A 16,005-nucleotide genomic window follows, 5' to 3' on the forward strand; every position below is an offset into this window, starting at 1 on the left:
GTGGCTGAGCGGGCCATTCAAGCATGGGCCCGCCCGCCTGACTTGCATGGATGTGCCTTGGGGCTGCCCCGGCCACCGCGACCGGGGCGTGCCCGTGGGCTCAGGCGCCCGGCACCTGCAGGGCGCGGGGGCGCTGGCTGCGCTGCTCGTCCTGGTTGTGGCTGGCCGGCTGCAGCACGAAATCGAACTGCAACTCGGCGCAGGGGCCTTCCACGCCATGGGCGCTGCCGTTGGCCAGGTGGGTCACCTCACCCACCAGCCCTTCGCGGGTGGCGTAGGCGAAGTCGTCCCACAGGTAGCGGTCCCCGGCGAGGTTGATCTGGGTGGTCAGGTGGCGGTGGCCGCCGGCAGAGATGAAGAAGTGGATGTGCGCGGGGCGCTGACCGTGCCGGCCGAGGCCGTCGAGGCATTCCTGGGTCGGGCCCTGGGGGTCGCAACCGTAGCCGGAGGGGATGATGCTGCGGGCGCGGTAGCGACCCTCGGCGTCGGTGACGATGCGGCGACGCAGGTTGTACTCGGACTGGCTGGAGTCGAAGTAGGAATACAGGCCCTTGGTGTTGGCGTGCCACAGGTCCACCACCGCACCGACCAGCGGGCGGCCGTCGGTATCGCGCACCGTGCCTTCGAGGAACAGCGGGATGCCCACGCCGTCTTCGCTGCCGTCATCCAGCCGCGCGAAGCCTTCGCTCAGCGGCGCACCGGCCACGTAGAGCGGGCCTTCGATGGTGCGCGGGGTACCGCCGGTACGCCCGGCCTCGGCGTCGCGGGCGTCCTGCAGCATGTCGAGGAAGCGCTCCAGGCCCAGCCCCGCTACCAGCAGGCCGGCCTCGCCTCGGGCGCCCAGGCGGTTGAGGTAGTCGACGGCCTTCCAGAACTCGTCGTCGGTGATGGCCAGCTCCTCGATCAGCCGGGCGCTGTCCTGCAGCACCCGCTGAACGATGCGTTTGAGGCGCGGGTTGCCGGCATCGTTGCCGAAACCGGCCGCCTGCTCGAAGAAACGCTGAAGTTCGGCAGTGTGGGAGATCTTCACGGTCATGGGGGTCACCTCATTGTTCTTGTTCAGGGTGTTCGGGGCTCAGCGGTCGTCATCATGGATCGACGAGGGGTGGCGGCAGAGTCCGTCGATCTCGATGTCCATGTAGGGAAACAGCGGCAGTTGCATCAGGGTTTCGTGCAGCGCTTCGACGCTGGGTACGTCGAACACGCTGTAGTTGGCGTAGTGCCCGGCGATGCGCCAGAGGTGGCGCCAGGTGCCGTCGCGCTGCAGGCGCTGGGCCAGGGCCTTCTCGTCGGCCTTGAGCCGGGCGGCCCGCTCCGGGTCCATGTCGGCGGGCAGGCGAACGGTCATCTTCACGTGGAACAGCATGGTCAGGGTCCTCCGGGGTCAGGAACGGCGGAAGCGCGCGAGGCGCTCCTCGTCCAGGGTCAGGCCGATGCCGGGGGTACGCGGCACCTGCAATTGGAAGTCGCGGTAGACGGGGGGCTCGGTGACGATCTCTTCGGTCAGCAGCAGCGGCCCGAACAGCTCGGTGCCCCAGGTCAGTTGGCGCAGGGTGAGGAAGACGTGGGCGGAGGCCAGGGTGCCGATGGTGCCTTCGAGCATGGTGCCGCCGTAGAGCGCCACGCCGGCCGCCTCGGCGATCTGGGCGGTGCGCAGCACGGCACGGGGGCCGCCGTTCTTGGCGATCTTCAGGGCGAACACGCTGGCAGCGCCCTCGGCGGCAAGGCTGAAGGCATCCTCGACGCTCTCGATGGATTCGTCCGCCATGATCGGCGCCGGGCTGGAGCGGTTCAGGCGTACCTGGCCGCTGCGGTTGTGCCGCGGGATCGGCTGCTCGATGAGGTCGATGCCGTGCTCACCGAGCACCCGGCAACCGCGGATCGCCTGGGACTCGTCCCAGTGCTGGTTGACGTCCACGCGCACGCTGGCGCGGTCGCCCAGGGCACGCTTGATGGCCACCGCGTGGGCCAGGTCCTGCTCCAGGGGGTTGGCGCCGATCTTCAGCTTGAACAGGCGGTGGCGGCGCAGGTCGAGCATGCGCTCGGCCTCTTCGATGTCACGGCCGGTGTCGCCGCTGGCCAGCGTCCAGACCACTTCCAGACCCTCGCGCACGCGGCCGCCGAGCAGTTCGCTGACCGGCAGCCCGAGGCGTTTGCCCTGGGCGTCCAGCAGGGCCGTCTCGATGCCGGACTTGGCGAAGGTGTTGCCCTTGGCCACCCGGTCCAGGCGCTGCATGGCGGCGTTGATGTTGTCCGCCGGCTGGCCGATCAGCGCTGGAGCCAGGTGCGCGTCGATGTTGGCTTTCATCCCTTCCGGGCTCTCGTAGCCGTAGGACAGCCCGCCGATGGTGGTGGACTCGCCGATGCCCTCGACGCCGTCGCTGCAGCGCAGGCGCAGGATCACCAGGGTCTGCCGTTGCAGGGTGTGCATGGCCAGCTTGTGGGGGCGGATGGTCGGCAGGTCGACGATGCAGGTGTCCAGCCGTTCGATCAGGGGAGTGCTCATGGGTGTGCTTCCGTGGCGCAGGGTTCGGCTCGCTCGATACCCTGCAAGTCTGGGTTTGGGTGGACGAACATTGCGCCAGCAGGAACGACAGGTCCAATATCATCTCCCTCTTCTTTCATACCCGGGAGGTATCGTGGAACTCAGGCACCTGCGCTATTTCCAGGCCGTGGCGGACACCCTCAACTTCACCCGCGCGGCCGAGCGCCTGCACATCGCCCAGCCCCCGCTGAGCCGGCAGATCCAGCAACTGGAGGAGGAGCTGGGCACGCCGCTGCTGGAGCGCGGCCGACCGCTGCGGCTGACCGAGGCCGGCCGCTACTTCCATGAACAGAGCGCAGCCCTGCTGCAGCAGGTGCAGACCCTCTGCGACACCACCCGGCGCATCGGCCAGGGGCAGCGCCAGTGGCTGGGCATCGGCTTCGCCCCCTCCACGCTCTATGCGGTGCTGCCGGAGCTGATCCGCGAACTGCGCCAGGACCCGGACCTGGAGCTGGGCCTGCAGGAAATGACCACCCTGCAGCAGGTGGAGGCGCTGAAGAGCGGACGCATCGACATCGGCTTCGGGCGCATCCGCTTCGACGATCCGGCCATCCACCAGCAGGTGCTGCGGGAAGACCCGCTGGTGGCGGTACTGCCTGCCGGCCACCAGCTGCTGGGGCGCCCGGTGTCGCTGCAGCAGCTCGCCGAAGAACCCTTCGTGCTCTACCCCGCCAACCCGCGCCCAAGCTACGCCGACCACGTGCTGGCGCTGTTCGCCAACCGTGGCCTGGCGGTGCGCGTCGGGCAGTGGGCCAACGAGCTGCAGACCGCCATCGGCCTGGTGGCGGCCGGCCTGGGCGTCGCCCTGGTGCCAGCCTCGGTGCGCCAGCAGCACCGGGCCGACATCGACTACGCCGAGGTGCTGGAGCCGGAGGCGGTCTCGCCCATCATCCTCAGCCGCCGCGCCCAGGACGGCAGTGCCCATGTCCAGCGCTGCCTGGAGCTGATCCAGCGGGTCAACCGCTGAGGCGGGCCGTGCTGGCGGGGCCGGGCGCATTTCCGTACCATGCGCGCCCCCCCAAAACCCGACAGGGTCGGCAACACACCCGGCCCGGTAAGCCCATGAAGAAACCCCGCCTGCGTCATGAAGTCCTGGCCGGTCTCACCACCGCCTTCGCCCTGGTGCCCGAGTGCATCGCCTTCGCCCTGGTCGCCCACCTCAATCCGCTCATGGGGCTGTACGGCGCCTTCATCATCTGCACCCTCACCGCCCTGTTCGGCGGCCGGCCGGGGATGATCTCCGGCGCTGCCGGTTCCATGGCGGTGGTCATCGTCGCCCTGGTGGTGGAGCACGGGGTGCAGTACCTGCTGGCCACCACGGTACTGGCGGGGCTGGTGATGCTGCTGTTCGGCGCGTTGCGCCTGGGCAAGCTGGTGCGCATGGTGCCGCACCCGGTGATGCTGGGCTTCGTCAACGGCCTGGCGATCGTCATCGCCCTGGCCCAACTGGAGCACTTCAAGCAGGGCGACGCCTGGCTGAGCGGCATGCCGCTGTACACCATGCTCGGCCTGGTGGGGCTGACCATGGCGGTGGTCTGGCTGCTGCCGCGACTGACCCGCGCCGTGCCACCGGCGCTGGTGGCGATCCTCGGGGTCGGGCTGCTGGTGCACCTGCTGGGCCTGCCCACCCGCACCCTGGCGGACATGGCGCAGATCGCCGGCGGCCTGCCCAGCTTCGCCCTGCCATCGGTGCCCTGGAACCTGGAGACGCTGCAGATCATCGCGCCCTATGCGCTGCTGATGGCCATGGTCGGGTTGCTGGAGACCCTGCTCACCCTCAACCTCACCGACGAGATCACCGAGAGCCGGGGCTTCCCCGACCGCGAGTGCATGGCCCTGGGCGCTGCCAACATCGTCTCCGGTGCGTTCGGCGGTATGGGTGGCTGCGCGATGATCGGCCAGACCGCCATCAACCTCAGCTCGGGCGGCCGGGGGCGGCTGTCCGGCGTGGTGGCCGGGGTGATGATCCTGCTGTTCGTGCTGTTCCTGTCCCCGCTGATCGAGCGTATCCCGCTGGCGGCGCTGGCCGGGGTGATGTTCGTGGTGGCCCAGCAGACCTTCGCCTGGGGCTCCCTGCGGGTCGCCGGCAAGGTGCCGCTGCACGACGTGCTGGTGATCGTCGCCGTCACCGTGATCACCGTCTTCACCGACCTGGCCGCCGCCGTGCTCTGCGGCATCGTCATCGCCGCGCTGAACTTCGCCTGGCACCACGCCCGCGAGCTGTACGCCGACAGCCACATCGAAGCCGACGGCAGCAAGCTCTACCGGGTGCACGGCACGCTGTTCTTCGCCTCCGCCACGCCCTTCCTCAACCAGTTCGACCCGACCGGCGACCCGGAACGGGTCACCCTCGACTGCCGGCACCTCAGCTTCGTCGACTACTCCGCCATCGCTGCCCTGAAGACCCTGCGCGAGCGCTACACCAAGGCCGGCAAACACCTGCGCGTGGAGCACCTCTCCGAGCGCTGCCGCACCCTGCTCAGGCGCGCAGGGGAACAGCCGGCCTGAGTGCGTCGGGCTGTAGATCTAGATCGATAGCCACCCCAGCCGCAGGCAACGCCTGGGCCAGGGTGGGGAAGCCCTCAGACGAATGCCTGAGCGCGGCGGCGGGAGCGCGGCAGGCGCTGCTTGCCGGGGGTCTGGCTCAGACGGGCCTGCCAACTCTGCCAGGCGCTGCCCTGGGTGGCGGCCTGCTGGGGGCTCTTGCGGGCAGCGGGCTCGCTGCGGGACTGCGTGACGCGCGCCTGGGCGGCTGTGGCCTGGGGCGCAGCGCCCTGTTCGGCCTGGGTGAAGGCGTTGGTCCGGCGGCAGGTCTTGCAGGTGACCTCGGCCGGCTGGTTGGAGGCGTTCAGGTTGGCATCGCTGCGGCCGCAGGCACCCTGACCCTCTCCGCTCAGGAAATGGATAACCATTTGATTCTCCTAATAAAAAGGGGGCGGCATTATTCCCGCATCGCAGGGCTATTTCCAGCCGGATGGACCAGCGGCAGGCGTGAGGCCACCTGCCAGGGCGGCGACGGATTCCACAGGCTGGACACGCGCTCGACGACAGCGCGCTATTCCGGCGCTATCCGCTCGAATGAACAGTGCTCGCATAAATTCCAATTCGGACTCAATTACTAAGCGTTTATTCTTTTTGGCTATTAGATAGACCGATTCATTCTTTTTCAGTCCCCACCCTCCCCTGACACACTCCGCGTCGCCTGGAGCCACCCTCCGGCAGCGGCGGGCGCCCTCACCCAGGGCGCCCGCCATCCCCGCATACGGTGCCCTGCGAATCGACAGGGCCCATCCAGGAGCTGTCATTTCATGAAGAAACTCACTGCCATCACCGCCCTCGCCCTGGCCGTACTGTCCGGCCTGGCCCATGCCGACCGCCTCGAAGACATCCGCAAGGCCGGGGTCCTCCGGGTTGCCGCCTTCGACAGCAACCCGCCCTTCGGCTTCGTCGACCCGCAGACCAAGCAACTGGCCGGCCTCGACGTCGACTACGCCAAAGCCCTGGCCGGCAAGCTGGGCGTGAAGCTGGAACTGCTGCCCACCAACCCGGCCAACCGCATTCCGCTGCTGACCGCCAACAAGGTGGACCTGGTGCTGGCCAACTTCACCATCACCCCCGAGCGGGCCCAGCAGGTGAACTTCAGCATTCCGTACTTCGCCTCCGGCCAGCAGTTCATCGTGCGCAAGGGCACCCTGACCGAGCCGGAGCAACTGAACACATGGCGCGTGGGCGTGGACAAGGGCACGGTCAACGAAGGCGTCCTGCGGGAGAAATTCCCCGGCGCCAAGGTCATCGCCTACGACGACACCCCCTTCGCCTTCACCGCCCTGCGCAACGGCCAGGTACAGGCCATCACCCAGGACGGCCCCAAGCTGATCGGCCTGCTGGCCAACGTCCCGGACAAGGAAAAGTACGAGGTGCCGCCCCTCACCCTCTCCAACGACCTGATTGGCGTCGGCATTCCCAAGGGCGAGGCCGCCCTGACCGAGTTCGTCGACCAGTCACTGCGCGAGCTGGAGGGCAGCGGCGACGCCCAGAAGATCTATGACGCCTGGTTCGGCCCGAGCACGCCGACGCCCCTGGCCCGCCTCTACCGGATCGGCGACAAGAGCTGATCGCCCTCTCTCCCTGCGCCCCGCTTCGGTGGGGCGCAGTCGTTGATGCCCCCTGCCTGGAACCTTCTTCATGTTTGGCGACCTTCTCGCCCCGCTCTACCTGGGCTGGCTGCTGGACGGCTTCCTGCTGACCCTCGGCCTTTCCGCCCTGTGCTGCCTGCTGGCCACGCTGCTCGGCGCGCCCCTGGCCATCGCCCGCCTGGCGCCCTCGCGCCTGTTGTCCTGGCCGGCGCAGGCCTTCCTGACCACCTTTCGCAATACGCCCCTGCTGGTGCAGTTGTTCTTCTGGTATTTCGGCGTGCCGGCACTGTTGCCGGAAGCGCTGGTGTTCTGGCTCAACAGCCCGCACGAACTGGCCATCGGGCCGCTGGTGCTGACCTGGCCGTCGTTCGAGTTCCTCGCCGGGGCCTGGGGCCTGACGCTCTACACCACGGCCTTCGTCGCCGAGGAGTTCCGCGCCGGCATCGCCTCGGTACGCCCGCAGCAGCGCGAGGCCGGCCTGGCGCTGGGCATGACGCCTGGCCAGGTGTGGCGCGTGGTGCTGCTGCCCCAGGCGCTGCGCACGGCCTTCGCCCCGCTGCTGGGGCAGTACATGAGCGCGCTGAAGAACTCCTCGCTGACCATGGCCATCGGCCTGGCCGAGCTGTCCTACGCCTCGCGCCAGGTCGAGACGGAAACCTTCAAGACCTTCCAGGCCTTCGGCCTCGCCACCCTGCTGTACATCGGCACCATCGCGCTGATGGAAGCCCTCGGCCAGGTGGTGCAGCACAGCCGGCGCTACCGCCAGGGAGCCGCCTGATGGACATTTCGGTCATCCTCGACAACCTCGACTACCTGCTGCTGGGCCCCTGGCCCGAGGGCCCGCTGGGCGGCGCCGCACTGACGCTGGTGCTGGCCCTGTGCTCGGCCCTGGCGTCGGCGCTGATCGGCCTGGTGCTGGGCATCGCACTGGCCCTGTCGAAGGGCCGCTGGCGCCTGCTGCTGGTGGGCGTGCTGGGCTTCTTCCGGGCGATCCCGGTGCTGATGCTGGTGTTCTGGACCTACTTCCTGCTGCCCATCGTCTTCCATGTGGACGTGCCCGCCCTGGCCACGGTGGTCTGCGCCCTCTCGCTGATCGGCGGGGCCTACCTGGCCCACTCGGTCAGCGCCGGCATCCTCAGCCTGCCGGAGGGCCAATGGCACGCGGCGCGCGCCCTGGGCATGCGCCCCTGGCAGGTGCTGCGCTGGGTGATCCTGCCCCAGGCCCTGCCGATCATGCTGCCGTCGTTCCTCAACCAGTGGGTCTCGCTGATCAAGGACACCTCCCTGGCCTATGTCATCGGCGTCGGCGAGCTGTCGTTCGTGGCCACCCAGGTGAGCAACCGGGTGATGGTGCACCCCACGGAGATCTTCCTCTTCGTCGCCCTGCTCTACTTCGTTCTGTGCACCAGCCTGGACCTGGCGGCCGGGGCGCTGGCGCGCTACGGCGGCGGCCCCCGGCAGGCGCGTTGACGCGGGTCATGGCACTGCCCTGGCGAGCCGTCATGATCCGCCCACCCTGCCGCCCGAGGACCCGCCATGACCTACCTGCTGCTCAAGTTCGTGCACATCACCGCTGCGGCGTTCTTCATCGGCGGGGTGTTCTTCGAGGTGATGATCCTCAGCCGCGCCACACCGGTGCTGGACGAAGACGCCCGCAGCCGCCTGTCCCAGGCCCTCGGCAAGCGCGCCCGACAGGTGATGCACTGGGTGGTGCTGGCACTCTACGGCGCCGGGCTGGGCCTCGCCTGGCACTACCGCGCGGTGCTGGCGGCGCCCTTCGCCAGCCACTTCGGCACGCTGCTGGTGCTGAAGATCAGCCTGGCGCTGAGCATCCTCGGGCACTTCCTGCTGGTGGTCCTGCTGATGCGCAGCGGCCGCATGACGCCCGCCCGCTCGCGCCTGATCCACCACAGCGTGCTGCTGCAGATGCTCGCCATCCTCTTCCTCGCCAAGGGCATGTTCCTGCTCTGACGGCCGGCGCGCCCTACTCGAACCACACCGAGCGGGCCCCGTAGCGCCAGATGGCCTCACCCAGCAGCTGCGCGCCGCAGGAGCCGTCCCCCAAAGCCTGGTGGGCGGCCTGCGGCGAGCGCCAGCGGCTGCGCTGGACCAGCCAGTCGCCGTCGGCGCCGATCTCCAGGGAGCTTTCCAGCAACCCCTGGTGCGACGCCAGGCAGGCGACCAGGCGCGGTGCCAGTCCCTCCAGCAGGGCCTGGCGGCGCTCGGGGTCGAAGGCGAACCGGATGGCGGTGTGGATTTCCTCTGCGTGCTGCATGTCCCGACTCCTCTGCGGACCGATCTTGTGCATGAACGGCGCCGAGGGTAAAACCTCAACTTAACTTGAGGTCAAGAGCCCAGCGCGATGCCCGCCGTCACTCCCGCCAACGTCCACAGGCCCCTCACCGTCGGCCAGGTCGCCGAACGCAGCGGCGTACCGGTTTCCACCCTGCATTTCTACGAAGCCAAGGGGCTGATCCGCAGCACCCGCAACGCTGGCAACCAGCGCCGCTACACCCGCGACGTGCTGCGCCGGGTGGCGATCATCAAGGTGGCGCAACGCCTGGGCGTGCCCCTGGCGGAAGTGGCCGAAGCCCTGGCCGCCCTGCCCGAAGGCCGCACCCCCACCGCCGCCGAGTGGCATGCCCTCTCCGAACGCTGGCGCCACGAGCTGGACCAGCGCATCCAGCGCCTCACCGCCCTGCGCGACCAGCTCAACGGCTGCATCGGCTGTGGCTGCCTGAGCATGGAGACCTGCCCCCTGCGCAACCCCGGCGACGCCCTGGCCGAGTTCGGCAGCGGGCCGGTGCTGCTGGAGGAGACATCAAACGACCCCACGTGAACACTGTTGGAGGGGCACCAAGACAGTTCCGCCCCTGAGACAAACACCCGGTACAACAACGCCGATTGCATTACATTGCCGACCTTTCCATCGGCAAGGGACTGCAACGTTGAACCTATCCTCTGGCGCCACTGCCCGGCGCATCGGCATTCGTGGGCTTGGCCTTGCGCTGGCCCTGCTGGCAGGCGCCCCCGTGGCCCTGGCCTTCGACATCGACATGGACGGGATCAAATGGTCGGGCATGGCCCGCAAGTTCGTGCTCGACCGTCCGGAGACGGCCACCCTGGAGATCAAGCCATTCCGCCTGCCGGGCCTGGCGCAGGTGCCGGCGCGTGTCGTCCTGAGCCAGCACCGCGGACTGTTCTACCTCAATGCCTATCAGGACCTGACGTACCAGCAGCGGGTCTACAAGTCGCCGCCCATTGCCCTGTTCAGCCCCGAGGAACTGCGCGCCTGCGAGCCCTCGGATTTTCCCATCCGGGTCAGCGAACGCTGGCCAGCGAGCAACACCCTGGACACCGGCCTCAGCCTCACGTCGCTGAGCTTCGACTGTTCGGCCCCCTCGGACTGGCAGCTCAGCCAGCGCTACCTGCTGGTCGACCAGCGTGATCCGCAGAACCCGTTGCTGGCCATCAGCCACCGCCGCGACATGAACCGGATGGACTTCACCCCGCTGCAGCCCATCAGCGAGGCAACCGCGCAGCAGTGGTTGCAGGCCTTGCAGAAGTTTCCGCCCTGGTTCTGCCCCTTCACCAGCGCCAAAGGAACGATCACCCTCAACGCCTATGTGCCGGCCCAGTCCCCGGATGACACCTGGAAGCAGTTCCGTGCCCTGCACCAGCAACTGCTGAAGAGCAAGGACAAGCGGCCGGGCATCCGCGAGGTGGAGGACTTCTTCGCCCTTCACGACTTCCGCAGCATCGCCACCGAGCGCCGCGAATACCCTGGCCTGCTCAACGACATCGCCTTCTGGGCCAGCGAGGCCGGCCAGTTGCAAACCGCCCGCCCCTGGCTCGAAGAAGTGCTGCGCCGCGACCCGGGGCGCATGCCCGCCTACCTCAACCTGGCGGACCTGGACTGGGCGATCTACGAGCAGCGCCCTGAGTACGCCGTCCACCAGGGCCGAGCCATCGAAGCCTACCGGGTGTACTGCGGCCTGCGCCTGAAACGCCAGATGAGCATCCCGCCCCGGGTGCTCGAACGCCTGGGCATCACCACCGCCAACCCGCAGGCCTGCCAGGGTTTCTGGCCGCTGGTGGCCGCCGTGGATGCCGGCGACCTGGCCGAGGTGCAGCGCCTGCTGGCCAGCGGCATCAGCGGCGAGGTCATGGCCGCCGATGGCCGCAGCGCCCTGCTGCACGCCCTGGACGCGCCACATCTGGACATCGCCCGGCTGCTGCTGGAGCACGGCGCGCGCACCAGTGGTCTCTACAACGGCAGCACCTTGGCGATCCTGGCCATGCAACGCGACCTGAGAGACAACCTCGACCTGAGCCAGGACGGACGCTTGAAGTTCCTCATCGAGGCCGGTGTCCGCATCGACGAGCCGGACAGCCGAGGCGAGACGCCCCTGATGCAGATGGCCGGAAACACGCGCGGCCTGCAGGCCTTCGGTTGGCTGCTGCATTACCCGCAGGACCTCGATATGCGCAGCAAGGACGATGGTGAAACCGCGTTGTACCGCGCCTTTTCCGCCCACAATTTCGGGGCCGTGAGGCAACTGATAGCTGCCGGTGCCGACCTCAACCTGAGCTACGGCCGTGGCACCTGCCATGGCCAGCCGATCGGCAAGAGCCTGCTGACCCTGGTGGCCGAGCAGACCGCTGCCGATGCTCGGTCACCCACCGTCAGCCAGCAGGACACCCTGGCGTTGTTCACCCTGCTGCTGGAAAAAGGCGCCGATCCCACTGTCGGCCAGCAGTGCGAGAAGAAGGGCTATGCCCTGCTGCTGGAGGCCATCTCCCGGAACAAACGCGAGGACCTGCTCGACGTGCTGCAGCGCTTCGCCGCCGCCCCACCTGTTCTGCAGCCACCTGCTAGAGACTGACCCCATCGCGGTAGATCACCCGCCCCGGCCTGCGCCAGAGCGTCCCTGAGCGTCTCCACGTCACGCGCGCAGGCGCCGTCGACCAGCAGGATGGCCACCTTGCAGGATCTGATGTTGCTCGGCAGCAGTCGGTCATCGGGGTGTCCTCGGCTGGGCAATGGGGCCGCTGGGCGGCGGGTGGATGACCGGGCCGGCGACACTCACCGCCGGCCCGGTGGCGCTCAGTCCTCGCTGGTGCGCCGGGCGTGGCTGCGTTGCCCGCCCTTGCGGCCGGCGGCCGATGCCCGTTCCGGGTCGTTGCGGAAGTTGCCCCCGCTCACCTGCCCGCCTTTCTTGCCGGCCTCGGATGCACGCTGGGGATCTTCCGCGAAGTTGCCTTTGCCACCTCGATGTTGAGCCATTGCACTGTCCTCTCTTGTCTGTGGGTCCATTCGGGTCCGGCGTCGATGACGCCTAGAAGGTCTGAGGACCGGGACGGCGAGAGGTTCTAACTTTTTGCTAGGCGGAGCGGGCTCAGGGTGCGGGCAGCACCTGGGGCCCCTCCGGAACGCCCCACTGGTTTCCGTGACGCGGTTCAGCCCCTCCCCGGTCCGCCGAAGCGCCCCAGCCGGTACGCCTCCAGCCCCGCCACGGCCTGCCCCTGGGCCAGTTGGCCGATGTACTCGGCGGTGACGGCAGCCTGGGTCAGCCCGAGGTGCTGGTGGCCGAAGGCGAGCAGGACGCGGCCCTCGCCCACCCGGTCGATGATCGGCAGCGAGTCCGGCAACGAGGGGCGCAAGCCCATCCAGGGGCTGGCGCCTTCGACGTCAAGCTCGTCGCGGAACAGCCCCTGGCTGAGGCGGTGCAACTGCCAGGCGCGGGGCATGTTCGCCGGCTTCTCCAGCCCGGCGAACTCCACGGTGCCGGCCAGGCGCAGGCCGCCGGCCATGGGCGTCATGATGAAGCGCCGTTCGAGGCTGGTGACGGCGAACGGCAGCCGCCCCTGCTCCCGGGGCAGCATCAGGTGGTAGCCGCGTTCGGTGTCCAGCGGCACCCGCGTGCCAGTAAAGCGCTCGGTAAGGGGCGCGGAGTGGGCGCCGCAGGCCAGCAGCACCTGGCGGGCGCGCAGGCTGCCGCCGTCCAGGCGCAGGGCGACGCCCTCCGGCACGCGGTGGCCGTCGAGCACGCGCTGGCGATGGAAGGTGACGCCCAGCGCCTCGGCCGCCCGCGCCAGTTCGACGACCACGCGGTGCGGGTCGATGAAGTGCCCGGTGGCCGGGAAGAACAGCCCGCCGCGAATCCCGTCACTGAGCTGGGGCGCCGCCGCGTGCAACGCCTCCGCTCCCCAGAACGCCACCGGCACGCCCTGCCCCGCCATGCGCGCCTGGAGGGCCTGCAGGGCCGCGCGGGAGGCGTCCTGCTCGTACACCAGCAGCGAACCGTCCTCGCGCAGCAGGTCGGGCCGCTCGATGGCCTGCAGCAGGCGGCGCCAGGCGCCCAGGCTGGCTTCGTTGAGGGCCCGCAGGCCGGCCACGGTGCGGGCGAAGGGCGCCGCCCGCAGGTTGAGCAGCAGGCGCAGGAACCAGGGGGTGGCGCGTGGCAGGTAGGTCCAGTCCAGGCGCAGCGGGCCCATGGGGTCGAGGAGCATGCCCGGCAGGCGCTTGAGGATCGACAGGTCGGCAATCGGGAACACCTGCTCGGTGGCCAGGTGCCCGGCATTGCCGAAGGAGGCGCCCTGCCCCACGCCGTCCGGGTCGAACACCTGCACCTGCAGCCCCTGGCGCGCGAGCTGCAGGGCGCAGGCGACACCGATGACGCCGGCGCCGATCACCGCGACATCCACGTCCGCTGGCTGGAGATCGCCCATGTTCAGGCCTCCCGCTCGCCGTCGAGCAGCCGCCGCAGGCCCAGGGGGTTGGCCTCGCGCAGCGCCGCCGGCAGCAAGGCATCGGGGAAGCCCTGGTAGCACACCGGACGCAGGAAGCGCTGGATGGCGGCGGTGCCCACCGAGGTGGAACGCGCATCCGAGGTGGCCGGGAACGGCCCGCCGTGGACCATGGCGTCGCACACCTCCACCCCGGTCGGCCAGCCGTTGACCAGCACGCGGCCGGCCTTGCGTTCCAAGGTCGGCAACAGCGCGTGGGCGGCATCCAGATCGGCGTCGTCCAGGTGCAGGGTGGCGGTGAGCTGGCCCTCCAGGGCATCGAGGATGCGGGATACCTGCTCCGCTGCCTCGCACTGCACCACCAGCGCTGCCGCGCCGAAGACTTCGCCGTGCAACTGCGGGTCGGCGAGGAGGGCCTCGGCGTCGGTGACGAATAGCTGCGCCTGGCAGCGGTTCGGCCCCTCCCCTGGCAGCCCGCTTGCGACCCGACGCACCTGCGGGTGGCGGGCCAGGGCCGCGACCCCGGCCGCGTAGGCCTGGTGGATGCCGGGTGTGAGCATCACCTGGGCCTTGCACGGGCGCAGCTGCTCGGCGGCCTGGGCGAGGAAGGCATCCAGCGCTGCTCCGCGCGGGGCTATGAGCAGGCTGGGGTTGGTGCAGAACTGCCCGGCGCCCAGGGTCAGCGAGGCGATGAAGCTTTGCGCCAGGGTCTTGCCACGGGCCTGCAAGGCGGCGGGAAACAGCAGCACCGGGTTGATCGAACTCATCTCCGCATAGACCGGGATCGGTTCCGGCCGCGCCTGGGCCGCCTGGCACAGGGCGAGGCCACCGCTGCGCGAACCGGTGAAGCCGACCGCCTGGATGCGCGGGTCCGTCACCAGGCCAAGGCCCACTTCGCGGCCGGCGCCGAACAGCAGCGAGAACACGCCTTCGGGCAAACCGCAGCGCTCGACCGCGCGGGCCACCGCCTGCCCCACCAGCTCGCTGGTGCCGGGGTGGGCGCCATGGGCCTTGACCACCACCGGGCAGCCGGCGGCCAGGGCCGAGGCGGTGTCGCCGCCGGCCACGGAAAAGGCCAGGGGGAAGTTGCTGGCACCGAACACCGCCACCGGCCCCAGAGGCACCTGGCGCTGGCGCAGATCGGGCCTGGGCAGGGGTTGGCGCTGGGGCTGCGCGCGGTCGATGCGCACGTCCAGCCACTCACCCGCACGCAGGGTGCGAGCGAAGGTGCGCAGTTGCTGGCAGGTGCGGCCGCGCTCGCCCTGCAGGCGCGCCTGGGGCAGGCCCGTCTCGGCCATGGCGCGCTCGATCAGCGCATCACCAAGAGCCTCGATGGCATCCGCGATGGCGTCGAGGAAGGCCGCACGGGCGGCCGGCGTGGTGTCCCGGTACGGGTCGAAGGCGGCCCAGGCCAGGGCGCAGGCCTGTTCCACCTGCTGGCGGCTGGCGCCCGGGTAGGCGGGTTGCAGGTGTTGGCCGGTGGCCGGGTCAATGGCGTGGAGGGCGTCGCGGGTGCCGGGCACCGCTGCGCCGCCGATCAGCATCTTGCCTGTGAGGGTCATGGGGCATCCTGGGTGGCAGGTGGGCCCCACCGCCCATGGGCGGTGGGGCGGGCGGGTTCAGGCAAGGTTCTGCTCGGCGGTCCAGTTGGCGTACCACTGACGGAACAGGCCGTACTGCTGCTCGGCGTAGCGGCGCTGGGAGTCGCTGAGGGCGTCGCTCTCGTTGAAGTGCAGGCGGTACTCGCGGTCGCCGTTGAGCACCATCAGGTATTTGTAGAACAGCACCAGGTCGCAGCCCTCGTCGAAGGACGAGAGCACGTCCAGGGCGGCGCTCAGCTCCAGGGCCTGGCGGCGTGCGCGGGCATCGCCCTGGGCGGCCTGGCGGCTCAGCGAGACCAGTTGCAGCACCTCCCGGGGCAGCACGTTGCCGATGCCGGTGATGGTGCCGGTGGCGTTGCAGTTGACGTAGCCGTGGAACACCTGGGTGTCGACGCCGGCCATGAGGATCACCTCGTCATCCCGCGAGGTGATGTGCTCGGCGGCGTAGCGCATGGCGTCGGCGCCGCCGAATTCCTTGAAGCCGATCAGGTTGCGGTGCTGCCCGCGCAGTTCGAAGAACAGGTCGGCGCGGGTGGAGAAGCTGTAGTACGGGCTGTTGTAGATCACCGAAGGCGTCTCCGGCGCGGCTTTCAGCACGGCGCTGAAGTGCGCCTTCTGCGCCGCCGGCGAGGCCGCACGGGAGAGCAGCCGCGGGATCACCATCAGCCCCTGGGCGCCGACCTTGGCGGCATGGGCGGCGTGGGCCACCGCCTCGCGGGTGCTCACCGCACCGGTGCCGACGATGGTGGGCACGCCGGCCTTCACCAGGCGCGCCACACCTTCCTGGCGCTGGGCCTCGCTGAGCAGGGGCCAGTCGCCCATGGAGCCGCAGTAGACCACGCCGCTCATGCCGGCCTGGACCAGTTCGCGGCCCTTGGCCACCAGGGCGTCGTAGTCCGGCTGGCGCGCGTCGGTGCAGGGGGTCATGAGGGCGGGGATGCAGCCACGGTAGATGTCGATGTTCATGCTGTCG

At 69.5% G+C, this 16,005-nt stretch carries 17 protein-coding genes; 8 read left to right on the forward strand and 9 right to left on the reverse strand.

The window, feature by feature from the left end; translation table 11 throughout:
* Positions 1–100: 100 nt before the first annotated feature.
* The 3 genes from catA to A9G05_RS13010 are packed head-to-tail and all read right to left on the reverse strand — an operon-like array spanning position 101 to position 2,506.
* Complete coding sequence (gene catA, locus A9G05_RS13000) at positions 101–1,036, reverse strand: catechol 1,2-dioxygenase (RefSeq protein ID WP_069561386.1); 936 nt, start codon at positions 1,034–1,036, stop codon at positions 101–103.
* Positions 1,037–1,075: 39 nt separating this feature from the next.
* Positions 1,076–1,366, reverse strand: coding sequence for a muconolactone Delta-isomerase (gene catC, locus A9G05_RS13005; protein ID WP_069561387.1), 291 nt, complete (start codon positions 1,364–1,366; stop codon positions 1,076–1,078).
* An 18-nt stretch (positions 1,367–1,384) separates the two neighbouring features.
* Positions 1,385–2,506, reverse strand: coding sequence for a muconate cycloisomerase family protein (locus A9G05_RS13010; RefSeq protein WP_069561388.1), 1,122 nt, complete (start codon positions 2,504–2,506; stop codon positions 1,385–1,387).
* Positions 2,507–2,639: 133 nt separating this feature from the next.
* Here A9G05_RS13010 and A9G05_RS13015 point away from each other — a divergent pair, with 133 nt between their 5' ends.
* Positions 2,640–3,512 carry a LysR family transcriptional regulator gene (locus A9G05_RS13015; protein WP_069561389.1) on the forward strand — a complete coding sequence of 291 codons (873 nt, stop codon included), beginning with the start codon at positions 2,640–2,642 and terminating at the stop codon, positions 3,510–3,512.
* A gap of 95 nt (positions 3,513–3,607) precedes the next feature.
* Positions 3,608–5,053: a SulP family inorganic anion transporter gene (locus tag A9G05_RS13020; RefSeq protein WP_069561390.1), complete on the forward strand. Its 1,446-nt coding sequence runs from the start codon at positions 3,608–3,610 to the stop codon at positions 5,051–5,053.
* 74 nt (positions 5,054–5,127) lie between these two features.
* On the opposite strand, the gene A9G05_RS13025 is transcribed toward A9G05_RS13020, so the two are convergent.
* Positions 5,128–5,457, reverse strand: a complete 330-nt coding sequence (locus A9G05_RS13025; protein WP_069561391.1) for a hypothetical protein — start codon at positions 5,455–5,457, stop codon at positions 5,128–5,130.
* A gap of 396 nt (positions 5,458–5,853) precedes the next feature.
* Here A9G05_RS13025 and A9G05_RS13030 point away from each other — a divergent pair, with 396 nt between their 5' ends.
* The 4 genes from A9G05_RS13030 to A9G05_RS13045 all read left to right on the forward strand — a co-directional run bounded on the left by A9G05_RS13030 (position 5,854) and on the right by A9G05_RS13045 (position 8,652).
* Positions 5,854–6,660, forward strand: coding sequence for an ABC transporter substrate-binding protein (locus A9G05_RS13030; protein ID WP_069561392.1), 807 nt, complete (start codon positions 5,854–5,856; stop codon positions 6,658–6,660).
* Positions 6,661–6,730: 70 nt separating this feature from the next.
* On the forward strand, positions 6,731–7,459 hold the full coding sequence (locus A9G05_RS13035; protein ID WP_069561393.1) for an amino acid ABC transporter permease: 729 nt from the start codon (positions 6,731–6,733) through the stop codon (positions 7,457–7,459).
* The gene (locus A9G05_RS13040) at positions 7,459–8,151 is read left to right on the forward strand and encodes an amino acid ABC transporter permease (protein ID WP_069561394.1); all 693 of its coding nucleotides are present in this window, start codon (positions 7,459–7,461) and stop codon (positions 8,149–8,151) included. Before A9G05_RS13035 ends, A9G05_RS13040 begins: the two co-directional genes overlap by 1 nt.
* A gap of 66 nt (positions 8,152–8,217) precedes the next feature.
* Complete coding sequence (locus tag A9G05_RS13045) at positions 8,218–8,652, forward strand: CopD family copper resistance protein (RefSeq protein WP_069561395.1); 435 nt, start codon at positions 8,218–8,220, stop codon at positions 8,650–8,652.
* Between the two features lie 13 nt (positions 8,653–8,665).
* On the opposite strand, the gene A9G05_RS13050 is transcribed toward A9G05_RS13045, so the two are convergent.
* Positions 8,666–8,956 carry a hypothetical protein gene (locus tag A9G05_RS13050; RefSeq protein ID WP_069561396.1) on the reverse strand — a complete coding sequence of 97 codons (291 nt, stop codon included), beginning with the start codon at positions 8,954–8,956 and terminating at the stop codon, positions 8,666–8,668.
* 87 nt (positions 8,957–9,043) lie between these two features.
* Between A9G05_RS13050 and soxR the strand changes: the two genes are divergently transcribed.
* The gene (gene soxR / locus A9G05_RS13055) at positions 9,044–9,520 is read left to right on the forward strand and encodes a redox-sensitive transcriptional activator SoxR (RefSeq protein ID WP_069561397.1); all 477 of its coding nucleotides are present in this window, start codon (positions 9,044–9,046) and stop codon (positions 9,518–9,520) included.
* A gap of 109 nt (positions 9,521–9,629) precedes the next feature.
* Complete coding sequence (locus A9G05_RS13060) at positions 9,630–11,567, forward strand: ankyrin repeat domain-containing protein (RefSeq protein ID WP_069561398.1); 1,938 nt, start codon at positions 9,630–9,632, stop codon at positions 11,565–11,567.
* A gap of 221 nt (positions 11,568–11,788) precedes the next feature.
* Here A9G05_RS13060 and A9G05_RS13065 read toward each other — a convergent pair whose 3' ends face one another.
* The 4 genes from A9G05_RS13065 to A9G05_RS13080 all read right to left on the reverse strand — a co-directional run bounded on the left by A9G05_RS13065 (position 11,789) and on the right by A9G05_RS13080 (position 15,998).
* On the reverse strand, positions 11,789–11,968 hold the full coding sequence (locus A9G05_RS13065; RefSeq protein ID WP_044404703.1) for a general stress protein: 180 nt from the start codon (positions 11,966–11,968) through the stop codon (positions 11,789–11,791).
* A 173-nt stretch (positions 11,969–12,141) separates the two neighbouring features.
* Positions 12,142–13,413 (reverse strand): FAD-binding oxidoreductase, encoded by a 1,272-nt coding sequence (locus tag A9G05_RS13070; protein ID WP_069561399.1) that lies wholly within the window; start codon positions 13,411–13,413, stop codon positions 12,142–12,144.
* A 2-nt stretch (positions 13,414–13,415) separates the two neighbouring features.
* Positions 13,416–14,993: an aldehyde dehydrogenase (NADP(+)) gene (locus tag A9G05_RS13075; protein ID WP_069561400.1), complete on the reverse strand. Its 1,578-nt coding sequence runs from the start codon at positions 14,991–14,993 to the stop codon at positions 13,416–13,418.
* A 57-nt stretch (positions 14,994–15,050) separates the two neighbouring features.
* The gene (locus tag A9G05_RS13080; protein WP_069561401.1) at positions 15,051–15,998 is read right to left on the reverse strand and encodes a dihydrodipicolinate synthase family protein; all 948 of its coding nucleotides are present in this window, start codon (positions 15,996–15,998) and stop codon (positions 15,051–15,053) included.
* Positions 15,999–16,005 lie beyond the last annotated feature (7 nt).

Source organism: Pseudomonas sp. ENNP23 (assembly GCF_001728945.1).
In the GTDB taxonomy this organism is placed as follows: Bacteria; Pseudomonadota; Gammaproteobacteria; order Pseudomonadales; family Pseudomonadaceae; genus Metapseudomonas; species Metapseudomonas otitidis.

Coding starts and splice junctions, on each gene's coding strand:
- catA (WP_069561386.1), bottom strand. CDS start 1,036: ATGACCGTGAAGATCTCCCACACTGCCGAACTTCAGCGTTTCTTCGAG.
- A9G05_RS13035 (WP_069561393.1), top strand. CDS start 6,731: ATGTTTGGCGACCTTCTCGCCCCGCTCTACCTGGGCTGGCTGCTGGAC.
- A9G05_RS13020 (WP_069561390.1), top strand. CDS start 3,608: ATGAAGAAACCCCGCCTGCGTCATGAAGTCCTGGCCGGTCTCACCACC.
- A9G05_RS13030 (WP_069561392.1), top strand. CDS start 5,854: ATGAAGAAACTCACTGCCATCACCGCCCTCGCCCTGGCCGTACTGTCC.
- A9G05_RS13065 (WP_044404703.1), bottom strand. CDS start 11,968: ATGGCTCAACATCGAGGTGGCAAAGGCAACTTCGCGGAAGATCCCCAG.
- soxR (WP_069561397.1), top strand. CDS start 9,044: ATGCCCGCCGTCACTCCCGCCAACGTCCACAGGCCCCTCACCGTCGGC.
- A9G05_RS13045 (WP_069561395.1), top strand. CDS start 8,218: ATGACCTACCTGCTGCTCAAGTTCGTGCACATCACCGCTGCGGCGTTC.
- A9G05_RS13080 (WP_069561401.1), bottom strand. CDS start 15,998: ATGAACATCGACATCTACCGTGGCTGCATCCCCGCCCTCATGACCCCC.
- A9G05_RS13010 (WP_069561388.1), bottom strand. CDS start 2,506: ATGAGCACTCCCCTGATCGAACGGCTGGACACCTGCATCGTCGACCTG.
- catC (WP_069561387.1), bottom strand. CDS start 1,366: ATGCTGTTCCACGTGAAGATGACCGTTCGCCTGCCCGCCGACATGGAC.
- A9G05_RS13070 (WP_069561399.1), bottom strand. CDS start 13,413: ATGGGCGATCTCCAGCCAGCGGACGTGGATGTCGCGGTGATCGGCGCC.
- A9G05_RS13040 (WP_069561394.1), top strand. CDS start 7,459: ATGGACATTTCGGTCATCCTCGACAACCTCGACTACCTGCTGCTGGGC.
- A9G05_RS13025 (WP_069561391.1), bottom strand. CDS start 5,457: ATGGTTATCCATTTCCTGAGCGGAGAGGGTCAGGGTGCCTGCGGCCGC.
- A9G05_RS13050 (WP_069561396.1), bottom strand. CDS start 8,956: ATGCAGCACGCAGAGGAAATCCACACCGCCATCCGGTTCGCCTTCGAC.
- A9G05_RS13075 (WP_069561400.1), bottom strand. CDS start 14,993: ATGACCCTCACAGGCAAGATGCTGATCGGCGGCGCAGCGGTGCCCGGC.